The sequence below is a fragment of the Marisediminicola sp. UYEF4 genome (genome assembly GCF_040546025.1).
Lineage (GTDB): Bacteria > Actinomycetota > Actinomycetes > Actinomycetales > Microbacteriaceae > Marisediminicola.
In genome coordinates this window covers 146,690-173,600 of the sequence record NZ_JBEPNA010000003.1, presented here as the reverse complement: position 1 = coordinate 173,600, position 26,911 = coordinate 146,690, and the positions used below count along the sequence as shown (strand labels likewise).

Here is a 26,911-nt window from a genome sequence, read left to right as displayed (position 1 = left end):
CTTACTTGAGCTCCACCTTCACCGGGAAGCGCTTGATGCCGTTGATGAAATTGCTGCGCAGCCGGGAGACCTCGCCCATCTGCTGCACGCTCGTGATGCGCGGCAGCAGGTCTTCGAACATGATCTTGATCTCGAGCCGGGCGAGCGCGTTGCCCATGCACATGTGCGGGCCGCCGCGACCGAAGGCCATGTGCTCATTCGGGTTGCGGGTCACGTCCATGCGGTACGGGTCGTCGAACACCTGCGGGTCGCGGTTGCCGGCGGCGAACCAGGTGACGACCTTGTCGCCCTCCTTGATCGCCTGGCCGCGGATCTCGGTGTCTCGGGTCGCCGTGCGGCGGAAGTGGTAAACGGGGCTCGCCATCCGCAGGAACTCCTCCACCGCCCATGGGATCAGCTCGGGGCGCTCCTGGAGCAGTTCGAGCTGGTCGGGGTTCTGCATGAGGTAGTTCATCGAGTGGGTGATCGTGTGCCGGGTCGTCTCATTGCCGGCGACGACGAGCAGCAGGAAGTAGCTGTTGAAATCCCGTTCGGAGAGCGGGATGCCGTCCATCGGCTCTTGGTTGACCAGGCGCGACACAAGGTCGACGCCGTTGCGGCCGCGGCGGCGGTCGGCGAGCGCCCGCCCGTAGTCGAAGACCTCCTGGGCGGCGGGTGAGCGGAACGGGAGCAGCCGGTACTTCTCGCTCTCCTCGGAGTCGGCCAGCACGTCGGCGTGCTCGGGGTCGGTGTTGCCGACCATGCGGTTGCCCCAGTCGATGAGCTTGTGGATGTCGGCATCCGGCACATCGAGCATCCGCGCGAGCACCCGGATCGGGAAGTCGGCGGCGACCTGCGCCACGAAGTCGAACTCGCCGAGCGCGAAGGCCTCGTCGAGCGTGGTCGCGGTGAGCCCGCGCAGGAATGTCTCGTAGCCGGCGACGGCCTTAGGGGTGAACTCGCCCTGCATCAGCCGGCGCAGCGCGCGGTGGCGCGCCCCGTCGGTCTCGAGCATCGACTTGCGCGCCTCGATCTGGTCGGCGTCGAGCTCCTCGAGGTTGACGGTGCCCTTCTCGCTCGAGAAGGTCTCGGTGTCGCGCAGCACATGCACGATGTCGTGGTACCCGGTGAGCGACCAGAACCCGTGGTTCGGTGCCTCTTCCTCGTCCCAGTGCACGGGCGCCTTCGCCCGCAGCTCGTCGAACAGCTCCCACGGGGGCGCCTGCTCGAACAGGTCCAGGTCGGCCAGCGTGACGTTCGTCATTGAAGTCATGTCATCTCCTCGGTGATTGTTCGGGGACGAACAATCACTATCAGAACCATAATCGATCGTGGGCGGGGTCGGGCACGATTTTCTTGCCGGAACCGTCCAATAGAGTACGTGCGTCACCATTCGACGAGGAGCACCCCATGGCCGGACCGTTCACGCTTGCCGAGACGGAGCGCCAGGTGAGCGAACGCCTCGGCGGTCTCCCCCTCGACTACGCCGCCATGGCCGTCACCTCGAACCTGTTCCGTGCCGCGAACGCCGTGCGCAACCACCTCGAGCGCTCGGTGCTGGCCCAGCACAACCTCTCCTGGACCGGTTTCGTCGTGCTGTGGGTCACCTGGATCTGGGAGCCCATCGAGACCCGCCAGATTGCGCTCGAGGGCGGATTCTCCAAGGCAACGCTCACCGGCGTGCTCACGACCCTTCAGGATCGCGGCTGGGTCACCCGCGAGCGCAGCCAGGCCGACGGGCGGCTCGTGCTCGTGCGCCTGACCGACGACGGCCGCGCCATGATGACCGAGCTGTTCCCCGAGTTCAATCTCGAGGAGCAGCACATCTCGGGCCCCATCGACGTCGCCCGCCGCGAGGAACTCGCCGAGATGCTGCGGCTGATCACGGTCAACGTTGAAAAGGCCGACTCCACGATTCCGCCTGCCTGACGAGCTCGGCGAACAGCGCGGCCTGATCGGGGTCGCTCGTCGCGGTGTCCTCCGGATGCCACTGCACGCCGATCGCCCAGCCCGGGGCGTCGATCAGCACGGCCTCCGGCACCCCGTCGGTCGCCCGCGCGACGACGGCGAGACCCTCGCCGAGCCGGTCGAGGGCCTGGTGGTGGTAGCACGATGCCCGCACCGACGGCCCTGCGAAGCCGAAGCGCTCGTGCGCTCGGTCGAAGAGCAGGTCGTGTTCGTGGTGCCGGTGGTGCACGGGCAGATTCTGCACGAGAGATCCCCCACGCACGACGTTGACGATGTGCAGTCCGCGGCAGATCGCGAGGAGCGGGATGCCGGCCGCGAGGGCGACCCAGGCGAGCTCGAGGTCGACGGGATCCTGCACCGCGTCAACGTCGTAGACGCTCTCGTGCCGGCTCGGCTCTCCGTAGGTCGCCGGGTCGAGGTCGCCGCCACCCGGCAGCTCGCGATCCGGGGGCGAAAGCTGCTCATGGCGTCCTCTCACGTCTCCCATCGAAAACAAGTTGTAGATGGGCGGGCTATTGCGTAGTGTATTTCATTAGCATCCGAATGACTTAACGACGAGCCTGCGGATCAGGGAGCAGCATGACGAGCATTGACCTAGCTGACGTGACCGTGGCCGGAGTGTCGGTCGACCCGCGGCACTTCATCGGTGGCCGCCGGGTGGCATCCAAGACCACCTTCGCCAACACCTCCCCCATCGACGGGTCCGAGCTCGGCAACATCGCGCGCGGCGGGGCGCACGAGATCGACCTCGCCGTCGCCGCCGCTCGTGAGGCCTTCCCCGCCTGGGCCGCGATGCCGACAGCGGAGCGGGCGGCGATCCTGAACCGCATCGCCGACCTGGTCGAGGAGCGCCTGCCCGAGCTCGCGAATGTCGAGACCATGGACAACGGCGGCCTGCTGCGCAGCAACCTGCGCGGCGTCATGCCGCGCGTCGCGCACAACTTCCGCTTCTTCGCCGATTGGGCCGTCAATCACCTGACGCACGATGACTTCGAGACCCGCGGCCACACGAACCACGTGTCCTGGGACCCCTCGGGAGTCGCCGGCCTCATCACGCCGTGGAACGCCCCGCTCATGCTCGCCACGTGGAAGATCGCGCCCGCGCTCGCGGCAGGCGACACGGTCGTGCTGAAGCCCGCCGAATGGACGCCGCTCACGGCATCCCTGCTCGCCGACATCTGCACCGAGGCCGGACTGCCCGACGGGGTCTTCAACCTCGTGCAGGGATTCGGCCGGGAGGCGGGAGCCGCACTCGTCGCGCATCCGGGACTCAGCCGCATCTCGTTCACCGGGTCTGTGCCCACCGCGAAGTCGATCGCCCGCGCCGCCGCCGACAACCTCACCCCGTGCAGCTTCGAACTCGGCGGCAAGAGCCCGTGCATCGTGCTCGCGGATGCCGACATCGAACTCGCCGCCGCGCTCGCCGTCGAGCAGTACGACAACGCCGGGCAGGTCTGCCTCTCCGGCACGAGGCTGCTCGTGCACGAGAGCATCGCGGACGACTTCGCCACGGCCTTCCAGGCCAAGGCCGCGTCACTTCGCCAGGGCGACCCGCGCGACCCCGACACCGACATCGGCCCCCAGGTGCACGCCGTGCACTTCGAACGCATCAAGGGATTCGTCGACCGTGCCGAGGCCGACGGTGCGAGAATCCTCATGGGCGGCACACCCAACGCCGACCTCGGCGGCCTGTACTTCACGCCGACCCTCGTAGGCGATGCCGCGCGCGGCAGCGAGATCCTCACGCAGGAGGTTTTCGGGCCCGTGCTCACGATGCAGAAATTCGCCACCGACGAGGAGGCCCTCGAGCTCGCGAACGGCACCGAGTTCGGGCTCGCCGCCGTCGTCGTGTCCGGCGACCGGGCGCACGCCGCCGCGATCACCGAGAGGCTCGTCGCCGGCACGATCTGGGTCAACTGCTTCTTCGTGCGCGACCTGCGCGCGCCCTTCGGCGGATCGAAGAAGTCGGGCGTCGGCCGCGAGGGCGGCACGTGGTCCTTTGATTTTTACGCGGACGTGAAGAACACGGTCGTTGCACCTCACGGATGGAAGGAATAGCACATGGGTGAAATCGTAGGCGTCGGCCTCATCGCACACGTCCCGACGATCATGCTTCCCGAGGATGTCCGCCTGGACATCAACGAGGGACACGAGATCAGTCTTGTTCCCGGCCTCGAAAAGCTGCGCAAGGACGTCTTCGAGACGGCCGACTACGACACCGTCGTCGTCGTCGACAGCCACTGGGCCACGACCGTCGAGTTCGTCATCAACTCGCACGAGCGCCGCAGCGGCAAGTTCACCTCGGAGGAGCTCCCCCGCGGCATGCACGGGGTTCCGTTCGACTACCGCGGCGACCCGGAGCTGGCCCGGCTGGCCGAGAGCTTCGCGGAGAAGAACGGCACCTGGATCACGCCGATCGACGACCCGGACCTGCCGGTCATGTACGCCACGATCAACCTGTGGAAGTTCCTCGGCGAGGGACTCGACAAGCGCTGGCTGAGCATCAGCATCTGCCAGACCGCAACCGACGAGGACATGCTCCGCGCCGGACGTGCCCTCGGAGAGGCGATCGCCGCGAGCGACCGCAAGGTCATCATCCTCGCATCCGGCGCCCTGTCCCACACCTTCTACAAGCTGCGCGAGCTGCGGGGGCACGAGGCGAGCGACCCGTCGCACATCTTCACCCCCGCCGCCCGCGCCGCCGACGAGGACCGCCTCGAGTGGTTCAAAGCCGGCGACCACGCCCGCGTGCTCGAGACGATGCCCGAGTTCCACAAGTTCCGCCCCGAGGCGATGTTCGGGCACTGGCTCGTCACCGCTGGCGCGATCGGGGAGGACCGCTGCACCGCCCCCGGCGTGATGTACAGCGAGTACGAGAACTCCATCGGCACCGGCCAAGTGCACGTGTGGTTCCCGCGCCCGGCAGGCGGATTCCCCGCCCCGAAGAACCTGACGCTGTCGCGTGACTGAGCCCGTGCGCGAATTCCGGCGCATCCTGCTCGACGGCTACCCGGTCGACGTCGAGCGGCACGGCGACACCCTCGTGGCCGGCGACGGCCGCGAGGTCGGCGTCGACGACGCGGTGCACCTGCCGCCGACGGTACCGAGCAAGATCATCGCGGTGCACCTCAACTACGCGAGCCGCACCGAGGAGTTCATGACCAAGCTCCCCTCCGCGCCGACGTACTTCCACAAGCCCGTCACGGCGCTCAACTCGCACAAGGCCGCGGTGGTGCGCCCGCAGGGCTGCAAGTGGCTGAACTTCGAGGGCGAGATCGTGATCGTGATCGGGCGCACCTGCCGCAACGTGTCACCGCAGCAGGCGGGTGACTTCATCGCCGGCTACACGGTCGGCAACGACTACGGCCTGCACGACTTCCGCGACACCGATGCCGGGTCGATGCTTCGGGTCAAGGGCAGCGACACCCTCGCGCCGGTGGGTCCCGGGCTGGTCACCGGCTGGGACTTTAGGGGCAAGCAGATCCAGACGATCGTCAACGGGGTCGTCAAGCAGAGCGACTCCACGGCGAACATGGAGTGGGACATGAACTACCTCGTCGCCGACATCGCGCGGACCATTACGTTGAGCCCCGGTGACCTGCTGTTCAGCGGCACGCCGGCGTTCTCGCGCCCGGTCGAGCCGGGCGATGTCGTCGAGGTCGAGGTCGAGGGCCTCGGCCGCCTGACCAACCACATCGTCACCGGCCCGACCCCGATCCGCACCGACGTCGGCGCCCAGCCGACCGAGAGCGAGGAGGTGCGCTCGACCGCGCTGGGCGGAGACTGGGAGTTCCGCGGCATCCGCACCCCGTCCAAAGACCTCTACCCGTCGACCGTGAAGGACACGCAATGATCAAGATCGAAGTCGACATGGCGCTGTGCCAGCACTACGGGCAGTGCGTGTTCGAGGCGCCGAGCATCTTCAAGCTCAACGACGACGACAAGCTCGAGTACCTGGCCTCGGCGGACGACTCCGAGCGTGACAACGTGGAGTCGGCCGTGGACGTGTGCCCGATGCAGGCCATCCGAATCGTCGAATAGTGGATGCCGTGGCGCCGGGTCCCGTCATCATCGTCGGCGCGGCGATGGGCGGGCTGCGCACGGCGGAGGCGCTGCGCAAGGCGGGCTACGCCGGGCCGCTCACCGTCATCGGCGAGGAGCTGCACGCCCCCTACAACCGTCCGCCACTCTCGAAGGACGTGCTCGCGGGGGTCGTGACCCACGAGTCGGTCGCCTTCCCCCAGCGCGCGTCGACGGCGGACGTCGAGTGGATGCTGGGCTCGCGCGTCGTCTCGGCCGACCTCGCGGCGCGCACCGTGACGACCGGTGACGGCGTGGCGCATCCCTACGCCGCGCTCGTGATCGCGACGGGGCTGAGGCCCAGGCGGCTCGCCCTGCGCGAGCTCCCCGGCCGCCACACCGTGCGCACCCTCGACGACGCAATGGCCCTGCGCGACGAGCTCGTGCCGGGCGCGCGCGTGGTGATCGTGGGATCCGGGTTCATCGGATGCGAGGTGGCCGCCACCGCCCGCAAGCTCGGCTGCGAGGTGACCGTGGTCTCGCCCAGCGCGCTGCCGATCGTGCGCCCGCTCGGGCCACTCCTCGCCGCGGAAATCCTGTCGCGGCAGGAGGCGCACGGCGTCGCATTCCGGCTGGGGCATACGATCACCGGGCTGGTCGGGGCGCCCCGGCTGGAGGCGGTCGAGCTCAATGACGGCGCTGTCATCCCCGCCGCTCTGCTGATCGAGGCGATCGGCTCGGACTGCAACAGCGAGTGGCTCACGGGCACCGGCATCGACTGCACCGACGGGGTGCTCGCGGATGCCGCCATGCGGGCCGTCTCGGCCGATGGCACGGTTCATGACGATGTCTACGTGGTCGGCGACATCGCCCGCTTCCCGAACGCGATGTTCGACGACGTGGCGAGGCGGGTGGAGCATTGGAATATCCCGACCGATACGGGCAAGCGGGCCGGTGCCGTGCTCGCGGCCTGGCTGGCCTCGCCGGAGGCGTTCGCGGAGGCGGTCAGCACTCCGTTCGAGCCGATGCCCGCGTTCTGGTCGAACCAGTTCGAGATGGCACTCCAGGCCTACGGGCTGCCGGGACTCGCCGATGACATCCGCCTGCTCGGGGGGTCGCTCGCCTCGGAGGCCGTCGTGGGCTATTACCGCGGCGATCGGATGGTCGGCGTCGTCGGGCTCGGGATGAAGGCGGCGCTGCTGCCGTACCGCAAGGTCATTGCAGAGGGCGGCCTGGCCGTCTCGCCTGCAACGTAGGCGGCCCACACAGCGGGACCCTCGGCATCCGCGACGATGAACAGACCCGCAGTAGTTGTGGTTGCCTCGATAGAAGTGGATGCGCCGCAGTCCAGAGACGTCGAGGCGAGGCCGGTCTCAGCATCGATGCTCGTGATGTGAAACTCGACCGGGCTCTCGCCGCGGCACACGACATGAACCAGATAGTCGCCGGGCGGCACGCTTCCCAGCCCGACCCCACTGCCGACGTCATCCGTCGAGGCGTCGAGCCTGCCGGAGGCAGCGCCCTCGAAACCCTCGGTGTCACGGAACGGGAGCGCATTCTCCGACCACTCGACCTGCTCATCCATCTGGCTCTGGATAATGGTCGCGCCGGCGGCGCATCCTGCAAGGAGCGGCACCGCGACGAGTCCGACGGCGGCTACGGTGACCGCCTGACGCAGACGAAGAGGACTCCTCATTACGTCACCCTGGTGTGTGCGTCGCCGCGGCGTCTCTGGCTCTGGCGGGGTCACACCGCGCTGTTCCGCAGCAGCGCGCGGTCTTTGCGTCCAGACCTGCCGAGGCGTTCGATGAACATGAAGATGCGGCACTTCGCGCGGAACACGCGAGTTGTGTACTCGCTGCTCGCGTCGTCGCGCAGCTCAACACGCGCCGCTGTCGCGCCGCCGCTTGACCTTATCGGTGCCGCCCACATCGTGCAGATGATGCACGGGATCGTGGATGAAGTACCGCGCGAGCGACTCGACCGTGAAGGCGCTCCCGTCCGAGCGCAGTCCCGTACGTCCGAGGTCGACATCGTGGACGGCGGAATAGTCGCGCGCGAGGGCATCCGCCGCTGCGACGAGCTCGACCGCGACGACCGCCGGGTCCTGCTCGTTGTAGCGCTCGGCGATCGCGGTCGCGTCTTGGTCCCAGTTCGCGAAGGCGGGCGCATCCCTCTCGAGCATGAGGTGCAGTCGCTCGCGGAAAATGCGGAACACGTCGCGCACATGGGCGGCGTATTCGAGGGGTGACCAGGTCGCATCATCCGGGCGGTCCCGCACGTCGGGCTGCGCCAGGCGCTCGGGCCAGGCCGCGGCGGTGAGCTCGATCAGCGACGGGATGTCGCGGAACGAGACTTTGCCGGCATCGAATCCGCACTCGGGGCAGGGCTTCTCGAGAACCCACTTCCAGTTCTTGTCGTCAGGGGTGATCGGCATTCCGCGAGCCTAACGAATGACCGGGCCGCGGCCGTGACGCGCGATGTTCACCTGCGGCCTCTGTGCCGTTCGCGTGCCGCAAATAGCGTCGGGCCCGTCACTCGCATCCACACACTAGGAGAAATCATGCGAAATCGATTAGCAAGCTCAGCAGCAGCCGGCGTCATTTCCGCCGGGGTTCTCGTCGGCGTCGGCTTCGCCCCCGCCGCCTACGCCGCCGGCGGCCCGATGGGCTTCGATCCCGTCGACGGAACCCCGTACGGTGCGGCGACCGCCGACTGGACCGAGCCTTTCGTCATCCCGGCCGGCTACACCCAGTCCCTCATCGCAGACGAGACAACCCTCGACATCTACCCGGGCGGCGTCGACGACCTCACCGACATGAACACCGTCAACGAGACCGGGCGCCACGCCGGTCGCTACCTCTACCGCACTCATGAGGTCGGCGCGAACGGGTCGATCTCCGTCGTCGACCTTACGACAGGCGACGCCAAGGTCATTGCACAGGATGTCGACTGGAATCGACTCGACGGCATTCGGTGGACGCCATGGGGCACCATCCTCTTCGCCGAGGAGACCACGGGCGGGCGCCTCTTCGAGGCGATCCTCGACCCCGCCGACCCGACCGTCGTGCTCGACGTCGTCGAGCGCACCGAGGTCGGTGTCATGCGCCACGAAGGCATCGAGGCGCTCGCCGACGGAACCGTCTTTGTGATCGACGAGCTCAACGGCGGATCGATCTACAAGTTCGAGCCGACGACCCGCGGCGACCTCTCCGACGGGCAGCTCTACGCCCTCAAACTCACCGGGCTCGCCGATGACGCACAGGCCTGGAACCAGTCCACCTTCAACGACAAGGTCGGCGCGTTCGAATGGGTTGCCCTCGACATGGACGCGGTCGTCGTTGACACCGACGCGGCGGCGAACGCCGTCGGAGCGACCGAGTTCGGCCGCCCCGAAGACGTCGAGGTGATCGGCAGCACCCTCTATGTCGCGAACACCTCGGAGGACCGCGTGGTGGCGATCGACCTCAACACGCAGGTGCTGACGCCGTTCGTCCAGGCCGGCCTCAACGTTCCCGTCGAGGATGCGGCGGCGGGGGTCACGGGGTTCAACAACCCCGACAACCTCGCGCAGGGTCCGGATGGCGCGCTCTGGATGGTCGAGGACAACTACCTCTCCGACGTCTGGGTAGCCGGCCGGGATGCTCGCAAGGACGGCACCGCCGACAGCGTCGAGCAGTTCGCCTCGCTCAAGGACACCGGCGCCGAGATCAGCGGAATCTACTTCGGCAAGGACCCGAAGACGCTGTTCCTGAACGTGCAGCACCCGACCAAAGCACTCGCCGACGGCACCTGGGCGATCACACGCCGCTAGAAACACCATGGCGGGCCCGAGTGTGCCTCACCACCGAGAGTGCTCGTTTACGCCGAGTGTGCCCGACGGACCAGACACGCTCGGCGTAAACAGGCACAGTCGGCGACCCTGACGAGGGCACGGACGTGCGGGACGCGGTCACGGTAGCGCACTCGGGGTAGCGCACTCGGGGTAGCGCACTCGGGGCGGCGCACTCGGGGCGGCGCCTGCAGCCCAGCCGAGTCCCGACCACCGGGTGTAGCTTCACCACCATGACCGAGCAGCAGCCCTACCTCGTGCTTCGCACCGAACCCGGCTTCGAGCTGCGCCGGTACCCCGCACACATGGTGGCCGAGGTCACCGTGAGCGCCGGGTTCGACGATGCCGGCAATCGCGCCTTCCGCTACCTGTTCGGCTACATCACCGGCGAGAACCGGTCACGGCGAAAGCTCGCCATGACATCGCCGGTGGTGCAGCAGTCCGCCCCGGAGGCGATGGAGATGACCGCGCCGGTCGTGCAGAGGACAGCGGATGCCGGCTCCTACACGGTCGCGTTCGTGCTGCCCGCGATGATCACCGCAGAGACCGCCCCGGAGCCTGTGCGACCCGAAGTGCGCGTTCGGCTGGTTCCGCAGAGTCTCAGCGCCGCAACGCAGTACTCCGGGCGGTGGACGCAGGCCTCCTACCAGCAGCACTGCGCCGACCTCCTCGCGGACGTGTCGGCTGCGGGGATGACGCCGCTCGGCGAGCCTCGGTTCGCGCGCTTCGACCCGCCATACAAGCCGTGGTTTCTGCGCCGCAACGAAGTCCTCATCGACGTTGCCGATGGTGCGGCGCCCGGCGGTGACGGGGCCGCGCGCTAGGAGGCGGTCCCGACCGAGAAGCGCACGGCACCGTCGTCCTCGACGTCGGCATCCAGAACCGCCTCAGACAGCGCCTCAGCCGCGCTGGGGTCGAGGAAGACGCGGGCCCCGCCGTTCTCGACGAGGGTGTCGCTCGGCTCGGCGGCCGGAACGACCGAGATGCTGAAGTCGGCTGCATCTCCGTCGGCGGCAATGCGAAGGCCTCCGGATTCGGACTCGGTGGACTGCGCCGAGATGGCCTTGACGACAGTGCTCGCCTTGTCGGTAAGGGTCAGAGTCACGGTTCTACCTTTCATCGGTGGGGCATCGGATCGAACTGCCGAGTCTTCTACACCTCGACGCGCGATCACAACCCGACTCGCGATCTCGGATGGTTTACACACGTGCGGGGCGAGGCGATCGCCCCGCACGGGTGAGCTCACTACGGGTGAACGAGGATCTTCACCTGCGTGTCGTTGTGATTGATGAGGGTGTCGAATCCCTTGCTGACGAGGTCGTCGAGGGCGATCTTGCCGGTGATGAAGGGAGCCAGATCGACCTTGCCGTCCTGGACGAGCTTGATCGTCGCCGGGTGGTCGTTGGCGTAGGCGATGGTGCCGCGCAGGTCGATCTCCTTGAGCACGAGCTTCTGCATGTCGACGGTCGCCGGGTGACCCCAGATCGACACGTTGACGACCACCCCGCCGGGCCGAACCGCGTCGAGCAGGGTGTCGAGCACGACATTGACGCTCGAGCACTCGAAGCCGACATCGACGCCGTTGCCACCCGTGAGCTCGCGGACCTTCGCCACGACATCCACTTCACTCGGGTCGAGCACGTGGTCGGCGACCCCGGTGCTCGTCGCCTTCTCCTTGCGCGCCTGGCTGAGCTCGGAGATGAAGACGGTGAGCCCCTCGGCCTTGAGCACGGCGGCGAGAAGGAGGCCGATGGGGCCAGCTCCGCCGATGAGGGCGGTGTCGCCGGCCTTCGCCCCACTGCGCACGAAGGCGTGATGCCCGACGGACAGTGGCTCGATGAGCGCGGCGACATCGAGCGGAATGTCACCGATCGGGTGCACCCATCGGCGCTCGACGACGACCTTCTCGCTGAGCCCGCCGCCGTGGCCGCCGAGCCCGATGAAGTTCATGTTCTCGGAGAGCTGGTAGCTCTCGCCGGGTCCGGTGGACACGTCGGGGCCGACGATGTAGGGCTCCACGACGACGTTCTGTCCGACCTCGAGGTCGGTCACGCCCTCACCGACGGCCGTAATGGTGCCCGAGAACTCGTGCCCCATGGTGATCGGGGCCTCTTCGCCGGAGATGGGGTGCGGATGCCCCGGCGCGGGGATGAAGATGGGCCCGTCGAGGTACTCGTGCAGGTCGGTGCCGCAGATGCCGCACCAGGCGACATCGATCGCAACGGTGCCGGGGCGGAGCGTTGGGGCATCGACCTGCTCGATGCGGATGTCGTTCTTGGCGTAGTAGCGAGCGGCTTTCATGGGGATCTCATTCCTCTTGAGGCCGTGAACGCGGCCACAATCTCAGGCTACGCCCGCTCCCCCGTCCGCGCCGCACGGCAGCGCGATCACCCTCCCGCTATGAGCGCACCGAGCCCTCCATGGCAGCGTTGACGATCGAGCGGGCCCACTCCGCTGCGCGCTCGAGTTCGCCATCGATCAGCGGACCTCCATAGCCCTGCACGCGGAATGACTCCTTCTTCACCACCATCTGCGCGCCGAGGCTACGCAGTTCCTGCTTCGCGGCCTTCGCTGCCGAGCCCGGCAACCTCGGGGCGTTCACCCGGGTGTCGAAGGTCGCCGCCTTCGTGGCGTGCGGGAGCACCACATCGGCCAGCCACTCCCGGATTCCACGACCGGGCGCATGCGGCGCGGCGTGATCAGAGACAGCGCTCTCGCGAGTAGTGGACCTGGACATCGAGAACGCGTGCGTCGGTCCGCCGACCAGGAGCAGGTCAATGCCCTCGAGCGAGACCGGCGCCGTGTCCGCCTCGACCACCTCGACGTCCATCTTCGTCGCCAGCTCGGCCGCGACCGCCCGCGCGATCTGCTCCGTGTTACCCCAGAGACTCTCGTAGACCACAAGGGCGTGCATGGCGCCCCTCCAATTGTCGGCGTGGAATCAGGCTAGGGCTCGACAACGCCCTTCGGACAGGGCTTGACCGTGAGCATCGCCGCCGTGATCACCCGGCGTGCCTCGCGCGCCTCGGGAATCGGCAGCAGCGGGTACACGTGCAGCATTTCGGGCGCCTCGTGGTAGTCGAGCGGGTGTCCGGATGCCGCCGCAAGGCGCACGAGCCGCGATGCGTCCGCGTTGACGATGTCGCGGGTGCCGCTGAGCAGGGTGATCGCACCGAGCCCGGCGAGGCTGCCGTTGATGGGGCTGACCAGGGTGTCGTCCTCGGCAAGCTCACCGCGGTAGAGCCGGCCGGCGGCGTGTGTTCCCGGCACGGCGAGCCAGGGGTCGCGCGGCGCAATGACCGCGAGCTGGGGATCGGTTCCGCTGATGTCGAGCCACGGCGAGATGAGGACCAGGCGCGGCGCGCCCCGATTCTCGTCGCGCAGCCGCATCGCGACGGCAAGACCCATGCCCCCGCCGGCGGAGTCGCCAATTAGTGTCGTGTTCTCGGCCCCGACCTCACCGATCAGCGCGGCGGCGAGTTCGGTCGCCGCCGGAACGATCCGCGCGGCAGTGTCTGCCGGTGCCAGCGGAAAGATCGGCACCGTGAACCGTGCCCCGGACGAGATGGAGAGGTCGGCGATGAGCGACCAGTGTTGGGCGGCGATCTCGAAAACGTAGGCGCCGCCGTGCAGGTAGAGAGCGCGGCGACTCACGGGTGCGCCGCGCGGGGCGACCTCGTACACGGGCCATCCGCCGACCGTGCGCACGGTGATGTCGACTCGACGCGAGAGCCTCCGGGGAGGCGCCCAGCTGCGGGGTCGAACCCGCAACTGGGCGACGCGCGCGAGTGTCGCCTCGGCGGTGTTGAACTGCTTCTTCGACCCCCGGAGGGTCAGGGCGAGCGGCATGAACCTGCTGGCGAGACTCTGCATCATGTGGGGCGCGGGCTACTGCCCGCGCGCGATCCACTCCGCGAGGTGGGGAGCCTCGGCGCCGATCGAGGTCGAGTCGCCGTGTCCGGTGAGCACGACGGTCTCGGGTGGCAGCACCAGCAGGCGCGACTGGATCGACTCGATGATCGTGCCGAAGTCGCTGTGCGACCGCCCTGTCGCCCCCGGCCCACCTTTGAAGAGGGTGTCGCCCGAGAACAGCGTGTGTTCGCTCGGGAGGTAGTAGCAGGTCGACCCGGGCGAGTGCCCCGGAGTCGCGACCGCGGTGATCGTCGCCCCCGCGATCTCGAAGGTCTCTTCATCGCTGACCTCCCCCTCTGGCGCGATCCCGGGATACACCTCGTCCCAGAGCATCCGGTCGGCGGGATTGAGGTAGATCGGCGCGTCCACTTGGTCGGCGAATTCGCGGACGGCGCGGATGTGGTCGTCGTGCGCGTGCGTCAGAAGGATTCCGATGACCTCGCGGTCGCCGACCGCAACCGCCACGGCCTTCGCGTCGTGCGCGGGGTCGATCACGACCACCTCGTCGTCGTCACCGACGATCCACACGTTGTTGTCCACCTCCCAGGTGCCGCCGTCAAGTGAGAAGGTGCCGGAGGTCACGATGTTGTCGATGCGCAAGCTCACGACGACACCGCCGCCGAGATCTCGACGACCGATCGCAGCACTTCGCCGCGGTGCATCTTCTCGAAGGCCTCCTCGATGTCTCCGAGCCCGATGCGCTCGGAGACGAACGCGTCGAGGTCGAGGTTGCCCCGCTTGTAGTGGCTCACGAGCATCGGGAAGTCGCGCGACGGCAGGCAGTCCCCGTACCAGGACGACTTGACCGCCCCGCCGCGGCCGAAGACGTCGAGCAGCGGCAGTTCGATCGTCATCTCGGGTGACGGGACCCCCACGAGCACCACTGTTCCGGCGAGGTCGCGCGCGTAGAACGCCTGGGTGAAGGTCTCGGGCCGGCCCACGGCGTCGATGACGACGTTCGCACCGTTGCCCTCGGTGAGGGAGCGGATCGCCTCGACCGGGTCGTCGTCGCGGGAGTTGACGCCGTGCGTCGCCCCGAGCGAGACGGCGAGGTCGACCTTGCGCTGGTCGATGTCGACGGCGATGATCGTGGTCGCGCCGGCGAGTTTCGCGCCGACGATCGCGGCGATGCCGACGCCGCCGCAGCCGATGACGGCGACGGAATCGCCGAGGCCGACGTCGCCCGTGTTGATTGCGGCGCCGATGCCGGCCATGACGCCGCATCCGAGTAGCCCCGCGGCGGCGGGGTCGACGTCCTCGTCCACCTTGGTGCACTGGCCCGCCGCGACGAGGGTCTTCTCGGCGAAGGCTCCGATGCCGAGCGCCGGCGAGAGCTCCGTGCCGTCCTCGAGGGTCATCTTCTGGGTCGCGTTGAAGGTGTTGAAGCAGTACTGCGCCTCCCCGCGGCGGCAGGCCCGGCACTGCCCGCAGACCGCGCGCCAGTTGAGGATGACGCGGTCCCCCGGCACGACGTTCGTGACGCCGTCTCCGACTGCCGCGACGACTCCCGTGGCCTCGTGCCCGAGCAGGAAGGGGTAGTCGTCGTTGATGGCGCCCTGCTTGTAATGCAGATCGGTATGGCAGACCCCGCAGGTCAGGATGTCAACGAGCGCCTCCCCCGGTCCGGGGTCGGGCACGAGAATCGTCTCAAGCGAAACGGGGGCATTCTTGCTCCTGACGACGACCGCCTGAACCCTGTGCACCATCTGTGTGGACCGTTCCTCTCGTTGTGCTGCCGACTTGTTGTGCGTTCCCCATCAGATCACAGTCGGCTGATGGCTCGAGTTCGCCTCGATCGGGCACGCAATTCGACTCACTGTCACGTCTTTGCAACATTCAATCGATTAATGCTCGACACTGGGCTAGCGTAACGAGAGCTGGCCCAGACCCCGCCAGCGCGTTCGGGGGAGATTCGTGGCAGAGCACACCCGGGAGCACCCGATCCTCACTCCGACGCCGCAGCGTCGGCGAGCGCTCCGGATGAAGCCCGAGACCCTCGCGTTCGCCGCGGCCCTCCTCGGAATTATCGCTGCCGCCCAGTCCGCCATCCCGGCGATCAGCATGGTGGGGCTCGTGCCCGCTCTCCTCGCGCTCGCTGCGGGAATCGCCGCAATGCAGCTCAGAACCACCCGGCCCGGCTTCGCGATCGCGGGAGTCACCCTCGGCGCACTCGCCGTCGTGGTCGCGATCTCGATGAGCACGTCCGCGGGCTGATCCCGCGCGGCTAGGTGACCGACAACAGGTTCGAAAGCGCCAGGGCTCCCACACCGAGGGCGCCAAGGACCGCAGTCAGAGCGAGCACGATCCAGCCTCGCGCGCGCGATCGTGCGGCGTCGACCTCGGAGCGAAGCACTGCGAAGGACGCCTCGGGGCTCTCCGCCTGGTCGTCGACGAGCGGGCAATCGCGCCAGGTCGCGGGGGTCTCCGCGGCCGTCGCGATCCGAGCGACGGCGCCGTCCGAGTGAACAATGGGCTGGTTCAGGAGCCACGCGCACACCTCGCCCGACTCGAGCACCGCAACCGATGAAGGGCGACGAGAGGTCGAGGCGGGATCGATGATGACGATGACCGGGCGCACCTCGACGGCTTCACCGAGCGCCCTGCCCAGCGACGTTGCGGCACGCTCGGCCTCGTCACGCGCGATGCGAATGAAGTCGGTGGGCCGCCCATCGACACGCACGGTGCCCCCCATCACGACCACTCGCTGCCCGCTCGGGTTCCTCGTCGTGATTGCGTAGAGGCCTCCAGGACCGATTGCCAGGTGGTCGACTTCGCTCGTGCTCGAACTGAGCGGAACGGCGTGCAGCACCGTCCACTCGTCGCCCAGGCGCCCGAGCTCCCCGACCACCTCCACTTCCCCCAGGGCGCCGCGATACCAGCCGCGCACCTCCGGATTCAGTGGAGACTGGCCGAAGACCCGGGCCGCAGTGCCCCGATCGGCGGTCGCGGACTGGCGCCGCAGGCATTCGCGCATGACCGTGTACGAAGGGATGCGCTCCCTCACCGGTTCACGTTGCACCGTTGGGATTCCAGCCGTGTGATTCGTTCATCGTGTTTTCCCGCCGTCCACAGTTCCGGGCTGTATTGTGCCCGGATCAGAGTATGCGAGATTATCTCGGCGTATTAGCCCCCGAACGGGGAGCCTCTCACGCGTTGAGAATGACCTTCAGGGCCTTTGTCTCGGCGGCGCGCCCGAACACGTCGTAGGCCTCGATGATGTCCCCGAGCTTGAAGGTGTGACTCACGAAGTTCTCGGCCACGATCTTCTTCTGCGCGACGAGTTTGAGCAGGATGTCGAGCGTGTCGGTGTTGACGAGCCCCATGCTGATGTTGATGTTCGAGATCCATAGGTCCTGCAGCGGGAAGTCGACCGACTTGCCGTGCACACCGACGTTCGCCACGGCACCGGCCGGGCGCACGATGTCGAGACACATCGTGAAGGTCAGCGGAATACCGACGGCCTCGATCGCGACGTCGACGCCGAGCCCATCGGTCATCGCGAGCACCTGCTCCTTCCAGTCGGCATCACTCGAGACAACCGTGTCGGTGGCGCCGAACTTCCTCGCCTGCTCGACCCGGTTGGCGTCGAGGTCGATCGCGATGATCCGTGAGGGACCGTAAAGACCAGCAGTGGCGATCGCCGCGAGGCCGACCGGCCCCGCACCGACGACCGCGACAACGTCGCCGGCCTTGACCCTGCCGTACTTCACGCCAATCTCGTGCCCGGTCGGCAGGATGTCCGAGAGCACGGTTCCCTGCTGGGGGGTGACGTTCTGAGGAAGCCGGTAGACCGACGTCTCGGCGAAGGGCACACGCACGTATTCGGCCTGCGTGCCGTCGATGAGATGGCCGAAGATCCAGCCGATGCCGGATGCTCCCTCGTCGGCGAGGCAGTGCGAGTAGACGCCCATCTTGCAGTAGCTGCAGTGTCCGCAGGCGGAGATGCAGGAGAGGATCACCTGGTCGCCCACCGTGAGGCTCGTAACGGCGGCGCCCAGCTCGGTGATCGTGCCCACGCCCTCGTGGCCGAGGATCCGACCCACCTCCACAGTGGGGACATCCCCCTTGAGGATGTGCAGGTCGGTGCCGCAGATCGTCGTCGTGTCGATCTTCACGATGATGTCGGTCGGCTGCAGGATCTTCGGGTTGGGAACGTCTTCCCATGACTTCTGGCCTGGACCTTTGTAGACGAGCGCCTTCATGGAGTTCCTTTTCGAGAGATGGGCATAGTTCAACTGTCCCGACCGTAGCCCCATCGCAACCGGCACTGCTAGAGCCCTAAGCCCCGAGGCTCAGGAACCGGTTCTACGATGGTGAGGTGAGACGTCGCCCCACCGAAGCCATCTACGACACCGCCATCATCGTCGGGCGCGCCCTGTTCGGATTCTGGCGTCTTCGACGCGCGGAGACGGGGCTCGCGAACATCCCGGACTCGGGGGGAGCGGTCATCGCGATGACCCACTTCGGCTACCTCGAATTCGCCCTCGTCGAGTGGGCGACCTGGATGCACAACACGCGCCGCATCCGCTTCATGGCCAAGCGAGCGGTCTTCGACAAGCCCGTGCTCGGCTCCGTCCTGCGGGGAATGGGCCACATCTCGGTGGACATGACGGCTGGCGCCTCGGCCTACACCGAGGCCGTCTCGGCCCTGCGCAATGGCGAACTCATCGGCGTCTTCCCCGAGGCCGGCGTCAACTCCTCGTTCACGGTCCGTGAGCTCAAGACGGGCGCGGTGCGCCTCGCGGCAGAGGCCGGAGTGCCGATCATCCCCGTCGCGATCTGGGGAGGCCACCGCCTGCTCACCAAGAACCACAAGGTTGCGTTTCGCGAGCGCTTCGGCATTCTCGTGACCTACGCCTTCGGTCGCGCGATGACCGTCACGGCGGACGACGACGTGCGTAAGCGCACCAACGCGCTGCGCGACGAGCTCCAACGCCTCGTCGACGGGCTGCAGTCGGAATATCCGGTCGACGGTACCGGCCAGTGGTGGCAGCCGCGTCACCTCGGCGGAACCGCTCCGACACCCGAGGAAGCGGCCGCGGCCGACGAGGAACGACGCCAACGCCGCGAACGAGAGGCCAGCGGCGGCTGACCCCCGCAGCTGACGCTCGGGCGGAGCCCACGGGCCGTAGGACCCTTTCGGCCCCTTCGGGCTCGGCGTACCCTCCAAGTGATCCGTCGCCGCCGCAGTAAGCCGCAGTCAAAGGAGCCACGTCAATGCAACCGGTGCTGCCCACCCAATCCGACCTACGCGAACTCACCAGTCACCGCGACGAGGCGTGCGTATCGATCTACCTTCGCTCGTCGCCGATACCGAGGGAAAGCGACGAGTCGAGGATTGCGCTCAAGGGAGCCGTCGCGCACGCGGAGCGCGAACTGAAGGAAAAGGGAATGGACCCCGCGAAGTTACGCGAGATCATCGGGCCGCTCGAAGGCCTCGACGACAATCCGGTCTTCTGGACCGACCAGGCCCGGGGCTTCGCGATCTTCGCCGCGCCGGGATTCCTGAGGGTCTTCCGGCTCGTCAACGACCTGCGCAACCACCTCGCCGTCGGCGATCGATTCGACATCGGAATGCTGCTGAGGGCCGTGTCGTTCAGCCATGAGGCCTTCGTGCTCACTCTCACGGAGGGCACGATCGAGCTCTACGCCCTCTCGAGCAGCCAGCCGGTGCGGCACCTGGAACTGCAGCTGCCGGATGATGTGCACAGCGTGCTCGAGTACACGACAAGCGAGGACGACTTCGCCATGCCGCGCGCCCAGGGTGCCAACGGAGAGAAGACCGAGCAGCACAAGTACTGCCGCATCGTGCAGGATGCCGTGCTCGACGCGATCGGCGCCAGCACGATTCCGCTGATCATCGCCGCGAGCACCGACCTCGAGCCGGCCTATCGCGCCATCAACCGCTACCGGCACCTCGCCGACCAGGGCATCGGGGCGAACCCCGAGTCGCTGAGCCTCGTCGATCTCACTGAGCGCGCCCGCGCGATTCTCGACGACCTCCACGCCGCCGACCTCGCCTCGTGGTGGGAGCACTTCGAAGTCGAACGGTCGCGCGACAAGGCCACGACCGACCTCGGGCACGTGGCGAGGGCGGCGACGGCCGCCGCGATCGACGAGCTGGTCTTCGACATGGACTCTGCCCTTGAGGGCTCGATTGACGAGGCCGGCGCGCTCAAGGTGGCACCCGGCGTGTCCGCCGACACCTACGGAATCGTCGACGAGATCGCGGCGCGGGTGCTGCGCTCCGGCGGCACTGCGCGGGCCGTCAGGTCCGCGGACATGCCGGCCGGCTCCCCCGTCGCCGCGGTGCTGCGCTACCCCTTCTGACCCGCCTCGACCATGAGCCACGCCAGCATGTAGGCGCGACTGTTGCCGTCGTCGATCCGCTCGTCGCTCAGCGTCCGCGCGATGTCGATGGCCTCCGCCGCGGCATCCGGCCCCTCAAGGGCGGAGTACATGAGCAGGTAGTCGCCGAACAGAACGTCGAACCCGTCGGGTGCGGAATCCTCGAGGTTCGCGCGCACCCGGTCGGGATCGACCCCGAGATAGCCGGACACCGGGCTGATGGGCAGCACGACGATGCCGAGCATCGCGCTCGACTCGGCACTGAACCACGTGGCGTAATCGCGCTTGCCACCCCAGACGAGGGAGGTGATGGTGTGGTCGAACCCCTCGTAGATCGGATCGTCGAGCGGGAAGTCGGTCCAGTAGGCGCGCGCGGAGTCCGCCTCGGCCGACAGCATCGAGGTCGCCGCGGTCAGCAGCTCCGGCTGGTCGCTCGCCGTCGCCCAGAGGGCGAGGCCGTTCCAGGCGGTCACCGCCTCGGAGCTCGACTCCTGGTTGTTGCCGTCGCCGAACGGCGAGGTGCCGCTCGCCCAGGAGTGGCTCCCGTACGCGTCGAACACCCGCAGCTCGGGAAAATAGCTGCTCTCGCCGGAGGTGGCGAGATCGGCCGCAAGCAGGTTCATGACCGGAGCCCACTCCTGAGCGAGGTCGGGGTCGTCGGCCGCGACGACGCCGGCGGCGTAAAGGAAGTAGCCGTAGTGGAAGTGGTGGTCGTTGAACTCCTCGGAGCCGAACGATGGCATGAGCCCGACGATCCCCTTCCCCTCCGCGTCGTAGACGAAGCATTGGACATCGCGCACCTCACAGCCGCCCGGCTCCATCCACTCGCCGATCTGCCTGACGAGACGGTCCTTCAGCTCGTCAGCCGCGTCGTCGGCTCCGACCTGGCGAGCGACGCTCATCAGGTTCACGGAGCGGTACAGCGACTTGCCGCCGAAGTAGGTGTCCTCGGCGAAGGGCAGCGACGAGGCCACATCGGCCTCGACCTGGCCGGCCAACTCGGCACGCTGCTCGTCGTCCAGGCCCGAGAGGTCGAGCTCGCCCGACGGCTCGAGCAGCGGCGCGGACCACGACAGGGTGTCGCCCGCGCACAGCCGCATCTCGCCGTAGACGCTCGAATAGCTCCCCGCCGCGCAGTCGGTGGTGCCGGCGAGCGCCCCGTGCTGGTGCGGCAGTGCGGCGAACAGGGTCTCGCCGTCGCCCTCCGTCTCGTAGCGAATGCTCGTGGTGACGCGCTCGGCGTCGACGGCGTAGTCGAGGCTCGTTCCGGTGACCGGATTCCGCGCCGCCTCGGCGAAATCGGCGAGCTCGGCGCCGTCGGCGACCGCGAACCAGCTGGCGTGCTGGTCGCCGTCGAGCTTCAGCGTCGTGCCGGTGTCGGAGAGCGACCCCTCGCTGACCAGGCCGTAGGTCGTGCCGTCGATCTCCGCGGTCCAGAGGCCCTCGGAATTGTCGGGTGTGAACGCCGTGCGCAACTCGACGTCCACCGCCTCGGATGCCGTGAAGTGTACGAACGGCGATCCCTGCGCAATTACAGTGGCGCCCAGTTCGGTGTCGCCGTCGAACTGGGAGATCGTGACCGACGCGGTGTCGTAGGCGGTGACCCGGTGGGAGTCCGCGCCGATGTCGGCGCCGACGTGCCCGACGAATCCGCCCATGATCACCTTCGGTGCGGTGGTGACGTTGGGCACACCGAGCTCGAACCCGCCATCGGTGAGTTGGAACGACAACGGGAGCGGGAATACCGGCATCGAGTCCTCGCCGAAGACGAGGCCGGAGAACCAGCGGTTGGTCGGCGGAAGCAGTCCCTCGGCCAGACGCGCCTCGGGCAGCTCCGCGACCGTGCGCTCGGGCAGGGCATCGATGAGGGGTGCCACGACGGAGTCGGGGAAGATTTCGGCGCCCGACTCGCCCTCGCCGGTCGGCCCGGGCCCGGCATCCGACCCGCCGAACGAGCAGCCGGTCACAGCGACCAGCAGTGCAAGTGCCGCGGCGGCGGGTGCGAGCTTCCGGGCAGACCGGTGGTCAGCCATGTCAGAGTCCGATCTTGCGCAGGAAGTCGAACAGTCCATCGCCGACCCCGGCAAGCGGGCCGTCGTCGCGCAGCGCGAGCCTGGCCGTCACGGGGGTGCCGCGGGAGACGAGGCCGTTGAACGCGCCGTCCTCGAGCTCGTCGCTGTCGATGCGCACGGAGGTCTCGGCCTCCCCCTCCGTCGTGGTGACCTCGATCGAGCTCACGACGCCACGGATGAGCGCCTGGTTCGGCAGTGCGATCTCGACCTGCGCACCATCTTCAATGCGGGCGTAGTCCCGGCTCGAGAGCACGTAGTCGGCGGCGACGTACAGCGAGCTGGCCTCGTCGATCGTCGCGAGCACCTGGCCGGCCTGCACGAAGGAGCCCCGCTCGGTCGTGATTCCCGAGACGGTGCCGTCGACGGTCGCTGTGAGGGTGACGATGCCCTCCGGGGTGACCTGGTAGGCGACGGTGTCGGGCTGCACGAGCCCCTCCGCGAGGTCGGCCTGGAGCGACGGGCTCTGCACTGTGAAGAGGGTGTCTCCCTCGGTCACCGCGTCGCCGTCGTCGACGAACCGCTCGATCAGCGTTCCGCCGTAGTCGGTCCCCACTGGGTACCTGTCGGCCTCGATCGAGGCCGAGGTGCTCGTCACCTGCGCCTGGCGCTGGTTGAAGACCACGGTGAGGGCCGCGACGATGACGACTACTCCGATGAGTCCAAAGAACAGTTTGAAGCGATTTTTCCAGGTCATGAGAGCGGTGCCGCCTTTCGGGCAGAGCGGGAGGTACGGGAAGTGGGTGCGGTGGCGCGCCGGGCCTTGGCGGTCTGTCGTTGCGTGCTCGACTCGCGCATGGCGGCGACGACGAAGCTTCCGAGGATGAACGTGTTGGTGACGTTCCAGGCCATCGCGAGCGTCGCGACGCCGTTGTCGACGTCGCGCCAGATGGCAACGACCGAGGTGAGCAGCAGGAAGACGAAGAACAGCACCTGGGGAATCATGTAGTTGAAGGGAGAGCTGACCTTCGACTTGTCGCCGGTGGCGCTCCAGCGCTGCTCCTTGCCGACGAGCACGTTGACGAGCGCGGCGACGTAGATCGGGAAGGATGCTGCGGCGAGCATGAGCGTCTCCCAGCGGAAGGATCCCATCGTGTAGAACGCGAGCAGGATCTGCAGCAGGTAGAAGCCCGCGTAGTAGAGCACCCAGGTGACGACGGTGGTCTGCAGGTCGACGGGGCGCAGGTCGAAGAAGATCTCGAGCGGCGGGACCAGCAGCAGGAGCAGCGGGCTGATCCCGGTGAGGTAGAAGGATGCCGTCACGAGGTACTGGAGGCGCTGGTCGAGGGTGAGGTTGCGTTTCGGGCTCAGCGGGTTGTGCTTGAGCAGGATCTCGAACCCGCCGGTCGCCCAGCGCAGCTGCTGCTTCGTATAGGCCTCGACGGTGTCGGGGGCCGCGCCGATCGCGAGCGTCATCGGGACGAAGATCGTGCGCCAGCCGCGCTCGTGCAGCATGAGCGAAGTCCACACGTCCTCGGACTTCGAGTCGGTGTAGATGCCGCCGACGTCGTTGACCGCCGTGCGCCGGAAGATCACGTTGGTGCCGACGCAGAATGCCGCATTGAAGCGGTTTCGCCCCGGCTGGATGAACCGGTAGAACACCGCCTGCATATAGCCGGCGCCCCGCGAGATGACGTTGTGCAGGTTGCCGTAGGTCTGCGGCGTCTGCACGAACGCGACGTGCTCGTCCGAGAAAAACGGAACCGTCTCGACGAGGAACTCCTCGGAGGGTACGAAGTCGGCATCGAAGATCGCGAAGTACCCGGCGCTGCTCAGCGAGAGCGCGTGGTTGACGTTCCCCGCCTTGGCCCCGCCGGAACTGAGGCGCCGGACGTAGCGGGCTCCGAGCTCGCTGGCGAGGTCGCGCACCTCGTCGGAACGGCCGTCGTCGAGAATCCACGTGGTGTGTGCGCCGCGGATTCTGAGGGCTGCCCCGACGGTGCGCCGGATCACGTCGAGGTCTTCCCCGTAGGTCGTGATGAAGACGTCGACCGCGATCGGGGCGCCGTCGAGGTAGAGCTGGTCGCTCGGCGAGCCGGTCGCGGCATCGCCGAAGAGCTCGCTCTTGGCCTGGTGGAAGCCGAACTCTCGCGGGTCCTGCGTTCCGGAGAGAATCGTCCACATCGACAGGAGGGCCTGAACGATGAGAATCATCTCGGCGATGATCACCATCGTGTAGGGCAGCCAGTCGCCCCTGCTCTCGGGGTTCAGCAGGAAGCCCGCGTAGGCGAGGATGCCGAGGGTCGCGATGAGCACCAGCATGACCAGCGACGGCGACTGGGTGCGAACACCCGCGCCGGGGTTTCTCGCTGCTCGTGTGGTGCGCTGGAGTGCGGGCGCCCTGGCGGACTCCGCGGCGGCGAGCCGCTGCGTAAATGCGGCATCCGGGTCGAGCGGCGTGGAGTCGGACCCGTCGGTGAGGGAGCCAGAGGGAGGAGGGGAACTGGGGGGTCGAGATTCCAGGGTCGTCATATCGTCTCTTTCGGGGTGAAGAGCTGGGCGTGCGGGGCAATATGCCAGCAACGACGAATTCGGGACGCGCGAGCGCCACGGGGCGACAGGACAACAGACGGCAGGAGTGTAAGCCAGGTCGTCGGCGGTCAGATCGCAGCGACGTCGCTGGCATCCGCGTGCCACGTGGTCGTCGGGTAAACGACCGGTGGCGGCGGTGCGGAGTGGTTTTTCAGCCGACTAGGAGGCAGAAAAACGACAACTCACAACGGCGGGTGTATTTTCACCCTATGTCACGGTCGCTCATGATGGGAAGTCCCAAATGTCGAGTTCGTGAACACTTCCCAGCGGAAGCACGTAACCTCGAACGCGCTGACGGTTCGTTCGAGTCCGGGCGCGCCGCCGATCAGACAAGGACCCATGCATGCCGGTACCGGCCCTTCTCGACGTGCTGCTCGTGCTGGTTCTGCTTGTGTTCTTCGTCTACGGCTACCGCGCGGGCCTCGTGCGCAGCCTCAGCGGAATTGTCGGCATGGTGGCCGGGGGAATCGCCGCCTTCTTCATCGTGCCGCTCGTCGGCGCGTGGGTGCCGTCTCCGGAGTGGCGCACGCCGGCGACCCTCGCGGCCGCGATCGCCCTCGTCCTCACCGGTCTGTCGATCGGCGCATCCGTCGGCTACGCCCTGCGGCGCCAGGTGGACCGCATCAAGCTGCGGGTCGTCGATCGCGCCCTCGGCGCCGGGCTCACGACGGTCGCGGCGGCGCTGATCGCCTCGATGCTCGCCTTCAGCATCGGCACCCTCGGCGTGCCGATTCTGACCACGGCGATCGCGTCATCGACGGTCATCCGCACGATCAACGCGTGGACGCCCGTCCAGGTGCGCGGATTCCTCGCGGAGGTGCGCTCCATCGCGGTCGACGAGGGCATCCCGAATATCGTCGAGGCGTTCCAGGGGCCGAGCCCCGAGATCCCGAACGTCACGACCGACAGTCCCGAGCTCACGGAAGCGGCTCGCTCGGTGGTGCGGATCACCGGCAACGCCTACTCGTGCGGGCAGAACCAGTCAGGGAGCGGGTTCGTCGTCGCACCGGGACGGGTCGTGACCAACGCGCACGTCGTCGCCGGCGTCACCGAACCCGTCGTCGAGGCGCCGGGGCTCGGCGCCCTGCCGGGTCGCGTGGTCTACTTCGACCCGGTCGACGACCTGGCCGTGATCGCGGTCGACGCACTCTCGGCCGCCCCGCTCGAGCGCGGCTCGGACCTCGCCGTGGGGAGCGCGGCGGTCTCGAGCGGTCATCCGTTCGGCGGGCCGTTCGACTCGGACGCCGCCGAGGTGATCTCGGTCGGGCCGGTCAACGTCGCCGACATCTACGGGAACAACCCGACGCCGAGGCAGGTGTACACCCTCGCTTCCGACGTGCAGGAGGGCGAATCGGGGGGCCCGCTGCTGAGCGAGTCGGGAGTTCTGGCCGGGGTGATCTTCGCCAAGTCGGCCACGACCGAGAACATCGGCTACGCGCTGGCGATGGAGGAGGTCGAGCCGGTGGCCGTGCTCGCCGCCTCGCTGGAGAGCGCCGTCTCGTCCGGAGCCTGCACGACCGGGTAGCCGGGCGCGTGTGCACGCGAGATTGACGACGAGCGGAGGCAGGCTCGACAATTCTCGACTCGGAGGTGTTAACTGGCGAGAACGGCAGTCCGTCGTGACCGGCGGCCTCCGCGCCCCCGCCCCGCCCCCGCTTCCCAGGAGTCACCGACGTGAACCACAGCGACAACGTCCAGGCCGCCGCCACCCTCTCCGTCCCGGAGCATGACCTCGGGATCAGCTCGGAGCCATTCGAGGTCACGGCGGAGCTGGTGGCCACGAACCTCAACTTCGGCGGGGGCCAGCTTCCCGACGAGATGATGAGTACCGTCGAGCGGATCTGGCTCGACACGGACTTCACCTGGCCGACGACCCTCGCCGTCACGCGCATCATGCTGTCGGTCGAGCCCTCGCCCGACACCGAGCCGCCGCAAGAGGTCTGGTCGCGCGTCTCGATTCTCGGAACAGGGTGGGCGAGCGATCGCCCGGTCTCGCTCACGTGGAACAATGCCTTTGGATTTCCCGGCGCGTCGATCGCGCTCCCGGCGGCCCAGCCGAACGACAACGGTTTCTTCGGCATCGACGTCGTGATGAAGACGACACCTCGGCGGCACTCCGACTTCGTCTGGGAGCACAACAACCAGCTCGTGCTCGTGGCACAGCAGAAGGACGAGGCCGGCCAGATCGAGCACAGCGCGGCGCAGCGCGCGATTCCGCCGCACGTGATCTGGCAGTGGGCTCGCTAGCCGG

28 protein-coding genes are annotated in these 26,911 nt (G+C 67.8%); 13 read left to right on the top strand and 15 right to left on the bottom strand.

Annotated elements, in window-relative coordinates:
* Position 1: 1 nt before the first annotated feature.
* Positions 2-1,252, bottom strand: coding sequence for a cytochrome P450 (locus ABIB15_RS05220; RefSeq protein WP_354475841.1), 1,251 nt, complete (start codon positions 1,250-1,252; stop codon positions 2-4).
* 137 nt (positions 1,253-1,389) lie between these two features.
* On the opposite strand from ABIB15_RS05220, the gene ABIB15_RS05215 reads away from it, so the two are divergent.
* Entirely contained in the window at positions 1,390-1,908 is a 519-nt protein-coding gene (locus ABIB15_RS05215; protein ID WP_354475839.1) for a MarR family winged helix-turn-helix transcriptional regulator, read from the top strand.
* Here ABIB15_RS05215 and ABIB15_RS05210 read toward each other — a convergent pair.
* Positions 1,868-2,434 (bottom strand): gamma-glutamyl-gamma-aminobutyrate hydrolase family protein, encoded by a 567-nt coding sequence (locus tag ABIB15_RS05210; RefSeq protein WP_354475837.1) that lies wholly within the window; start codon positions 2,432-2,434, stop codon positions 1,868-1,870. The two genes, ABIB15_RS05215 and ABIB15_RS05210, sit on opposite strands and share 41 nt — an antisense overlap.
* Positions 2,435-2,526: 92 nt before the next feature.
* On the opposite strand from ABIB15_RS05210, the gene ABIB15_RS05205 reads away from it, so the two are divergent.
* The 5 genes from ABIB15_RS05205 to ABIB15_RS05185 are packed head-to-tail and all read left to right on the top strand — an operon-like array spanning position 2,527 to position 7,223.
* Positions 2,527-4,005 carry an aldehyde dehydrogenase gene (locus ABIB15_RS05205; RefSeq protein ID WP_354475836.1) on the top strand — a complete coding sequence of 493 codons (1,479 nt, stop codon included), beginning with the start codon at positions 2,527-2,529 and terminating at the stop codon, positions 4,003-4,005.
* Positions 4,006-4,008: 3 nt separating this feature from the next.
* Positions 4,009-4,917, top strand: a complete 909-nt coding sequence (locus ABIB15_RS05200) for a DODA-type extradiol aromatic ring-opening family dioxygenase (RefSeq protein WP_354475835.1) — start codon at positions 4,009-4,011, stop codon at positions 4,915-4,917.
* Positions 4,910-5,800 (top strand): fumarylacetoacetate hydrolase family protein, encoded by an 891-nt coding sequence (locus tag ABIB15_RS05195; RefSeq protein ID WP_354475834.1) that lies wholly within the window; start codon positions 4,910-4,912, stop codon positions 5,798-5,800. The genes ABIB15_RS05200 and ABIB15_RS05195 overlap by 8 nt, the downstream gene beginning before the upstream one ends.
* A complete protein-coding gene (locus ABIB15_RS05190; protein WP_354475832.1) occupies positions 5,797-5,988 on the top strand; it encodes a ferredoxin in 192 nt (63 codons plus the stop codon). The genes ABIB15_RS05195 and ABIB15_RS05190 overlap by 4 nt, the downstream gene beginning before the upstream one ends.
* 8 nt (positions 5,989-5,996) lie before the next feature.
* Complete coding sequence (locus ABIB15_RS05185; RefSeq protein WP_354475830.1) at positions 5,997-7,223, top strand: NAD(P)/FAD-dependent oxidoreductase; 1,227 nt, start codon at positions 5,997-5,999, stop codon at positions 7,221-7,223.
* Here ABIB15_RS05185 and ABIB15_RS05180 read toward each other — a convergent pair.
* Positions 7,112-7,663 (bottom strand): DUF6023 family protein, encoded by a 552-nt coding sequence (locus ABIB15_RS05180; protein WP_354475828.1) that lies wholly within the window; start codon positions 7,661-7,663, stop codon positions 7,112-7,114. The two genes, ABIB15_RS05185 and ABIB15_RS05180, sit on opposite strands and share 112 nt — an antisense overlap.
* A gap of 183 nt (positions 7,664-7,846) precedes the next feature.
* Positions 7,847-8,404, bottom strand: a complete 558-nt coding sequence (locus ABIB15_RS05175) for a DinB family protein (protein ID WP_354475827.1) — start codon at positions 8,402-8,404, stop codon at positions 7,847-7,849.
* 126 nt (positions 8,405-8,530) lie between these two features.
* Between ABIB15_RS05175 and ABIB15_RS05170 the strand changes: the two genes are divergently transcribed.
* Positions 8,531-9,781 carry an alkaline phosphatase PhoX gene (locus ABIB15_RS05170; RefSeq protein ID WP_354475825.1) on the top strand — a complete coding sequence of 417 codons (1,251 nt, stop codon included), beginning with the start codon at positions 8,531-8,533 and terminating at the stop codon, positions 9,779-9,781.
* A gap of 251 nt (positions 9,782-10,032) precedes the next feature.
* Entirely contained in the window at positions 10,033-10,623 is a 591-nt protein-coding gene (locus tag ABIB15_RS05165) for an SOUL family heme-binding protein (protein ID WP_354475824.1), read from the top strand.
* Here ABIB15_RS05165 and ABIB15_RS05160 read toward each other — a convergent pair.
* The 6 genes from ABIB15_RS05160 to ABIB15_RS05135 all read right to left on the bottom strand — a co-directional run bounded on the left by ABIB15_RS05160 (position 10,620) and on the right by ABIB15_RS05135 (position 15,417).
* Positions 10,620-10,904: an iron-sulfur cluster biosynthesis family protein gene (locus ABIB15_RS05160; protein ID WP_354475822.1), complete on the bottom strand. Its 285-nt coding sequence runs from the start codon at positions 10,902-10,904 to the stop codon at positions 10,620-10,622. The two genes, ABIB15_RS05165 and ABIB15_RS05160, sit on opposite strands and share 4 nt — an antisense overlap.
* A 140-nt stretch (positions 10,905-11,044) precedes the next feature.
* Positions 11,045-12,100, bottom strand: a complete 1,056-nt coding sequence (locus tag ABIB15_RS05155) for a 2,3-butanediol dehydrogenase (protein WP_354475821.1) — start codon at positions 12,098-12,100, stop codon at positions 11,045-11,047.
* A 97-nt stretch (positions 12,101-12,197) separates the two neighbouring features.
* Complete coding sequence (locus ABIB15_RS05150) at positions 12,198-12,713, bottom strand: flavodoxin family protein (protein WP_354475819.1); 516 nt, start codon at positions 12,711-12,713, stop codon at positions 12,198-12,200.
* Between the two features lie 32 nt (positions 12,714-12,745).
* Positions 12,746-13,675 (bottom strand): alpha/beta hydrolase fold domain-containing protein, encoded by a 930-nt coding sequence (locus ABIB15_RS05145; protein WP_354475818.1) that lies wholly within the window; start codon positions 13,673-13,675, stop codon positions 12,746-12,748.
* 12 nt (positions 13,676-13,687) lie between these two features.
* Complete coding sequence (locus tag ABIB15_RS05140) at positions 13,688-14,317, bottom strand: MBL fold metallo-hydrolase (protein WP_354475816.1); 630 nt, start codon at positions 14,315-14,317, stop codon at positions 13,688-13,690.
* Complete coding sequence (locus ABIB15_RS05135; RefSeq protein ID WP_354475814.1) at positions 14,314-15,417, bottom strand: S-(hydroxymethyl)mycothiol dehydrogenase; 1,104 nt, start codon at positions 15,415-15,417, stop codon at positions 14,314-14,316. The genes ABIB15_RS05140 and ABIB15_RS05135 overlap by 4 nt, the downstream gene beginning before the upstream one ends.
* Before the next feature lie 208 nt (positions 15,418-15,625).
* Here ABIB15_RS05135 and ABIB15_RS05130 point away from each other — a divergent pair, with 208 nt between their 5' ends.
* Entirely contained in the window at positions 15,626-15,925 is a 300-nt protein-coding gene (locus tag ABIB15_RS05130) for a hypothetical protein (RefSeq protein WP_354475812.1), read from the top strand.
* A 10-nt stretch (positions 15,926-15,935) separates the two neighbouring features.
* On the opposite strand, the gene ABIB15_RS05125 is transcribed toward ABIB15_RS05130, so the two are convergent.
* Positions 15,936-16,730: a nuclease-related domain-containing protein gene (locus ABIB15_RS05125; protein ID WP_354475810.1), complete on the bottom strand. Its 795-nt coding sequence runs from the start codon at positions 16,728-16,730 to the stop codon at positions 15,936-15,938.
* A 127-nt stretch (positions 16,731-16,857) separates the two neighbouring features.
* A complete protein-coding gene (locus ABIB15_RS05120) occupies positions 16,858-17,913 on the bottom strand; it encodes a zinc-dependent alcohol dehydrogenase family protein (protein WP_354475808.1) in 1,056 nt (351 codons plus the stop codon).
* A 116-nt stretch (positions 17,914-18,029) separates the two neighbouring features.
* On the opposite strand from ABIB15_RS05120, the gene ABIB15_RS05115 reads away from it, so the two are divergent.
* Both ABIB15_RS05115 and ABIB15_RS05110 read left to right on the top strand, forming a co-directional pair.
* Complete coding sequence (locus tag ABIB15_RS05115; RefSeq protein ID WP_354475807.1) at positions 18,030-18,803, top strand: lysophospholipid acyltransferase family protein; 774 nt, start codon at positions 18,030-18,032, stop codon at positions 18,801-18,803.
* A gap of 125 nt (positions 18,804-18,928) precedes the next feature.
* Positions 18,929-20,041: a baeRF11 domain-containing protein gene (locus tag ABIB15_RS05110; RefSeq protein WP_354475805.1), complete on the top strand. Its 1,113-nt coding sequence runs from the start codon at positions 18,929-18,931 to the stop codon at positions 20,039-20,041.
* Here ABIB15_RS05110 and ABIB15_RS05105 read toward each other — a convergent pair.
* From ABIB15_RS05105 to ABIB15_RS05095, 3 genes are read right to left on the bottom strand one after another with little or no spacing between them, the layout of a single operon-like run.
* Positions 20,029-22,092 (bottom strand): glycosyl hydrolase, encoded by a 2,064-nt coding sequence (locus ABIB15_RS05105; protein ID WP_354475803.1) that lies wholly within the window; start codon positions 22,090-22,092, stop codon positions 20,029-20,031. The genes ABIB15_RS05110 and ABIB15_RS05105 overlap by 13 nt on opposite strands.
* A 1-nt stretch (position 22,093) precedes the next feature.
* Entirely contained in the window at positions 22,094-22,825 is a 732-nt protein-coding gene (locus ABIB15_RS05100) for an HlyD family secretion protein (protein WP_354475801.1), read from the bottom strand.
* Entirely contained in the window at positions 22,822-24,600 is a 1,779-nt protein-coding gene (locus tag ABIB15_RS05095) for a glycosyltransferase family 2 protein (RefSeq protein WP_354475799.1), read from the bottom strand. Before ABIB15_RS05095 ends, ABIB15_RS05100 begins: the two co-directional genes overlap by 4 nt.
* Positions 24,601-25,003: 403 nt before the next feature.
* On the opposite strand from ABIB15_RS05095, the gene ABIB15_RS05090 reads away from it, so the two are divergent.
* Together ABIB15_RS05090 and ABIB15_RS05085 are read left to right on the top strand one after the other, a co-directional pair.
* Positions 25,004-26,185, top strand: a complete 1,182-nt coding sequence (locus ABIB15_RS05090; RefSeq protein ID WP_354475798.1) for a MarP family serine protease — start codon at positions 25,004-25,006, stop codon at positions 26,183-26,185.
* Between the two features lie 149 nt (positions 26,186-26,334).
* Positions 26,335-26,907, top strand: a complete 573-nt coding sequence (locus ABIB15_RS05085; protein ID WP_354475796.1) for a hypothetical protein — start codon at positions 26,335-26,337, stop codon at positions 26,905-26,907.
* The last annotated feature ends 4 nt before the right edge of the window (positions 26,908-26,911 follow it).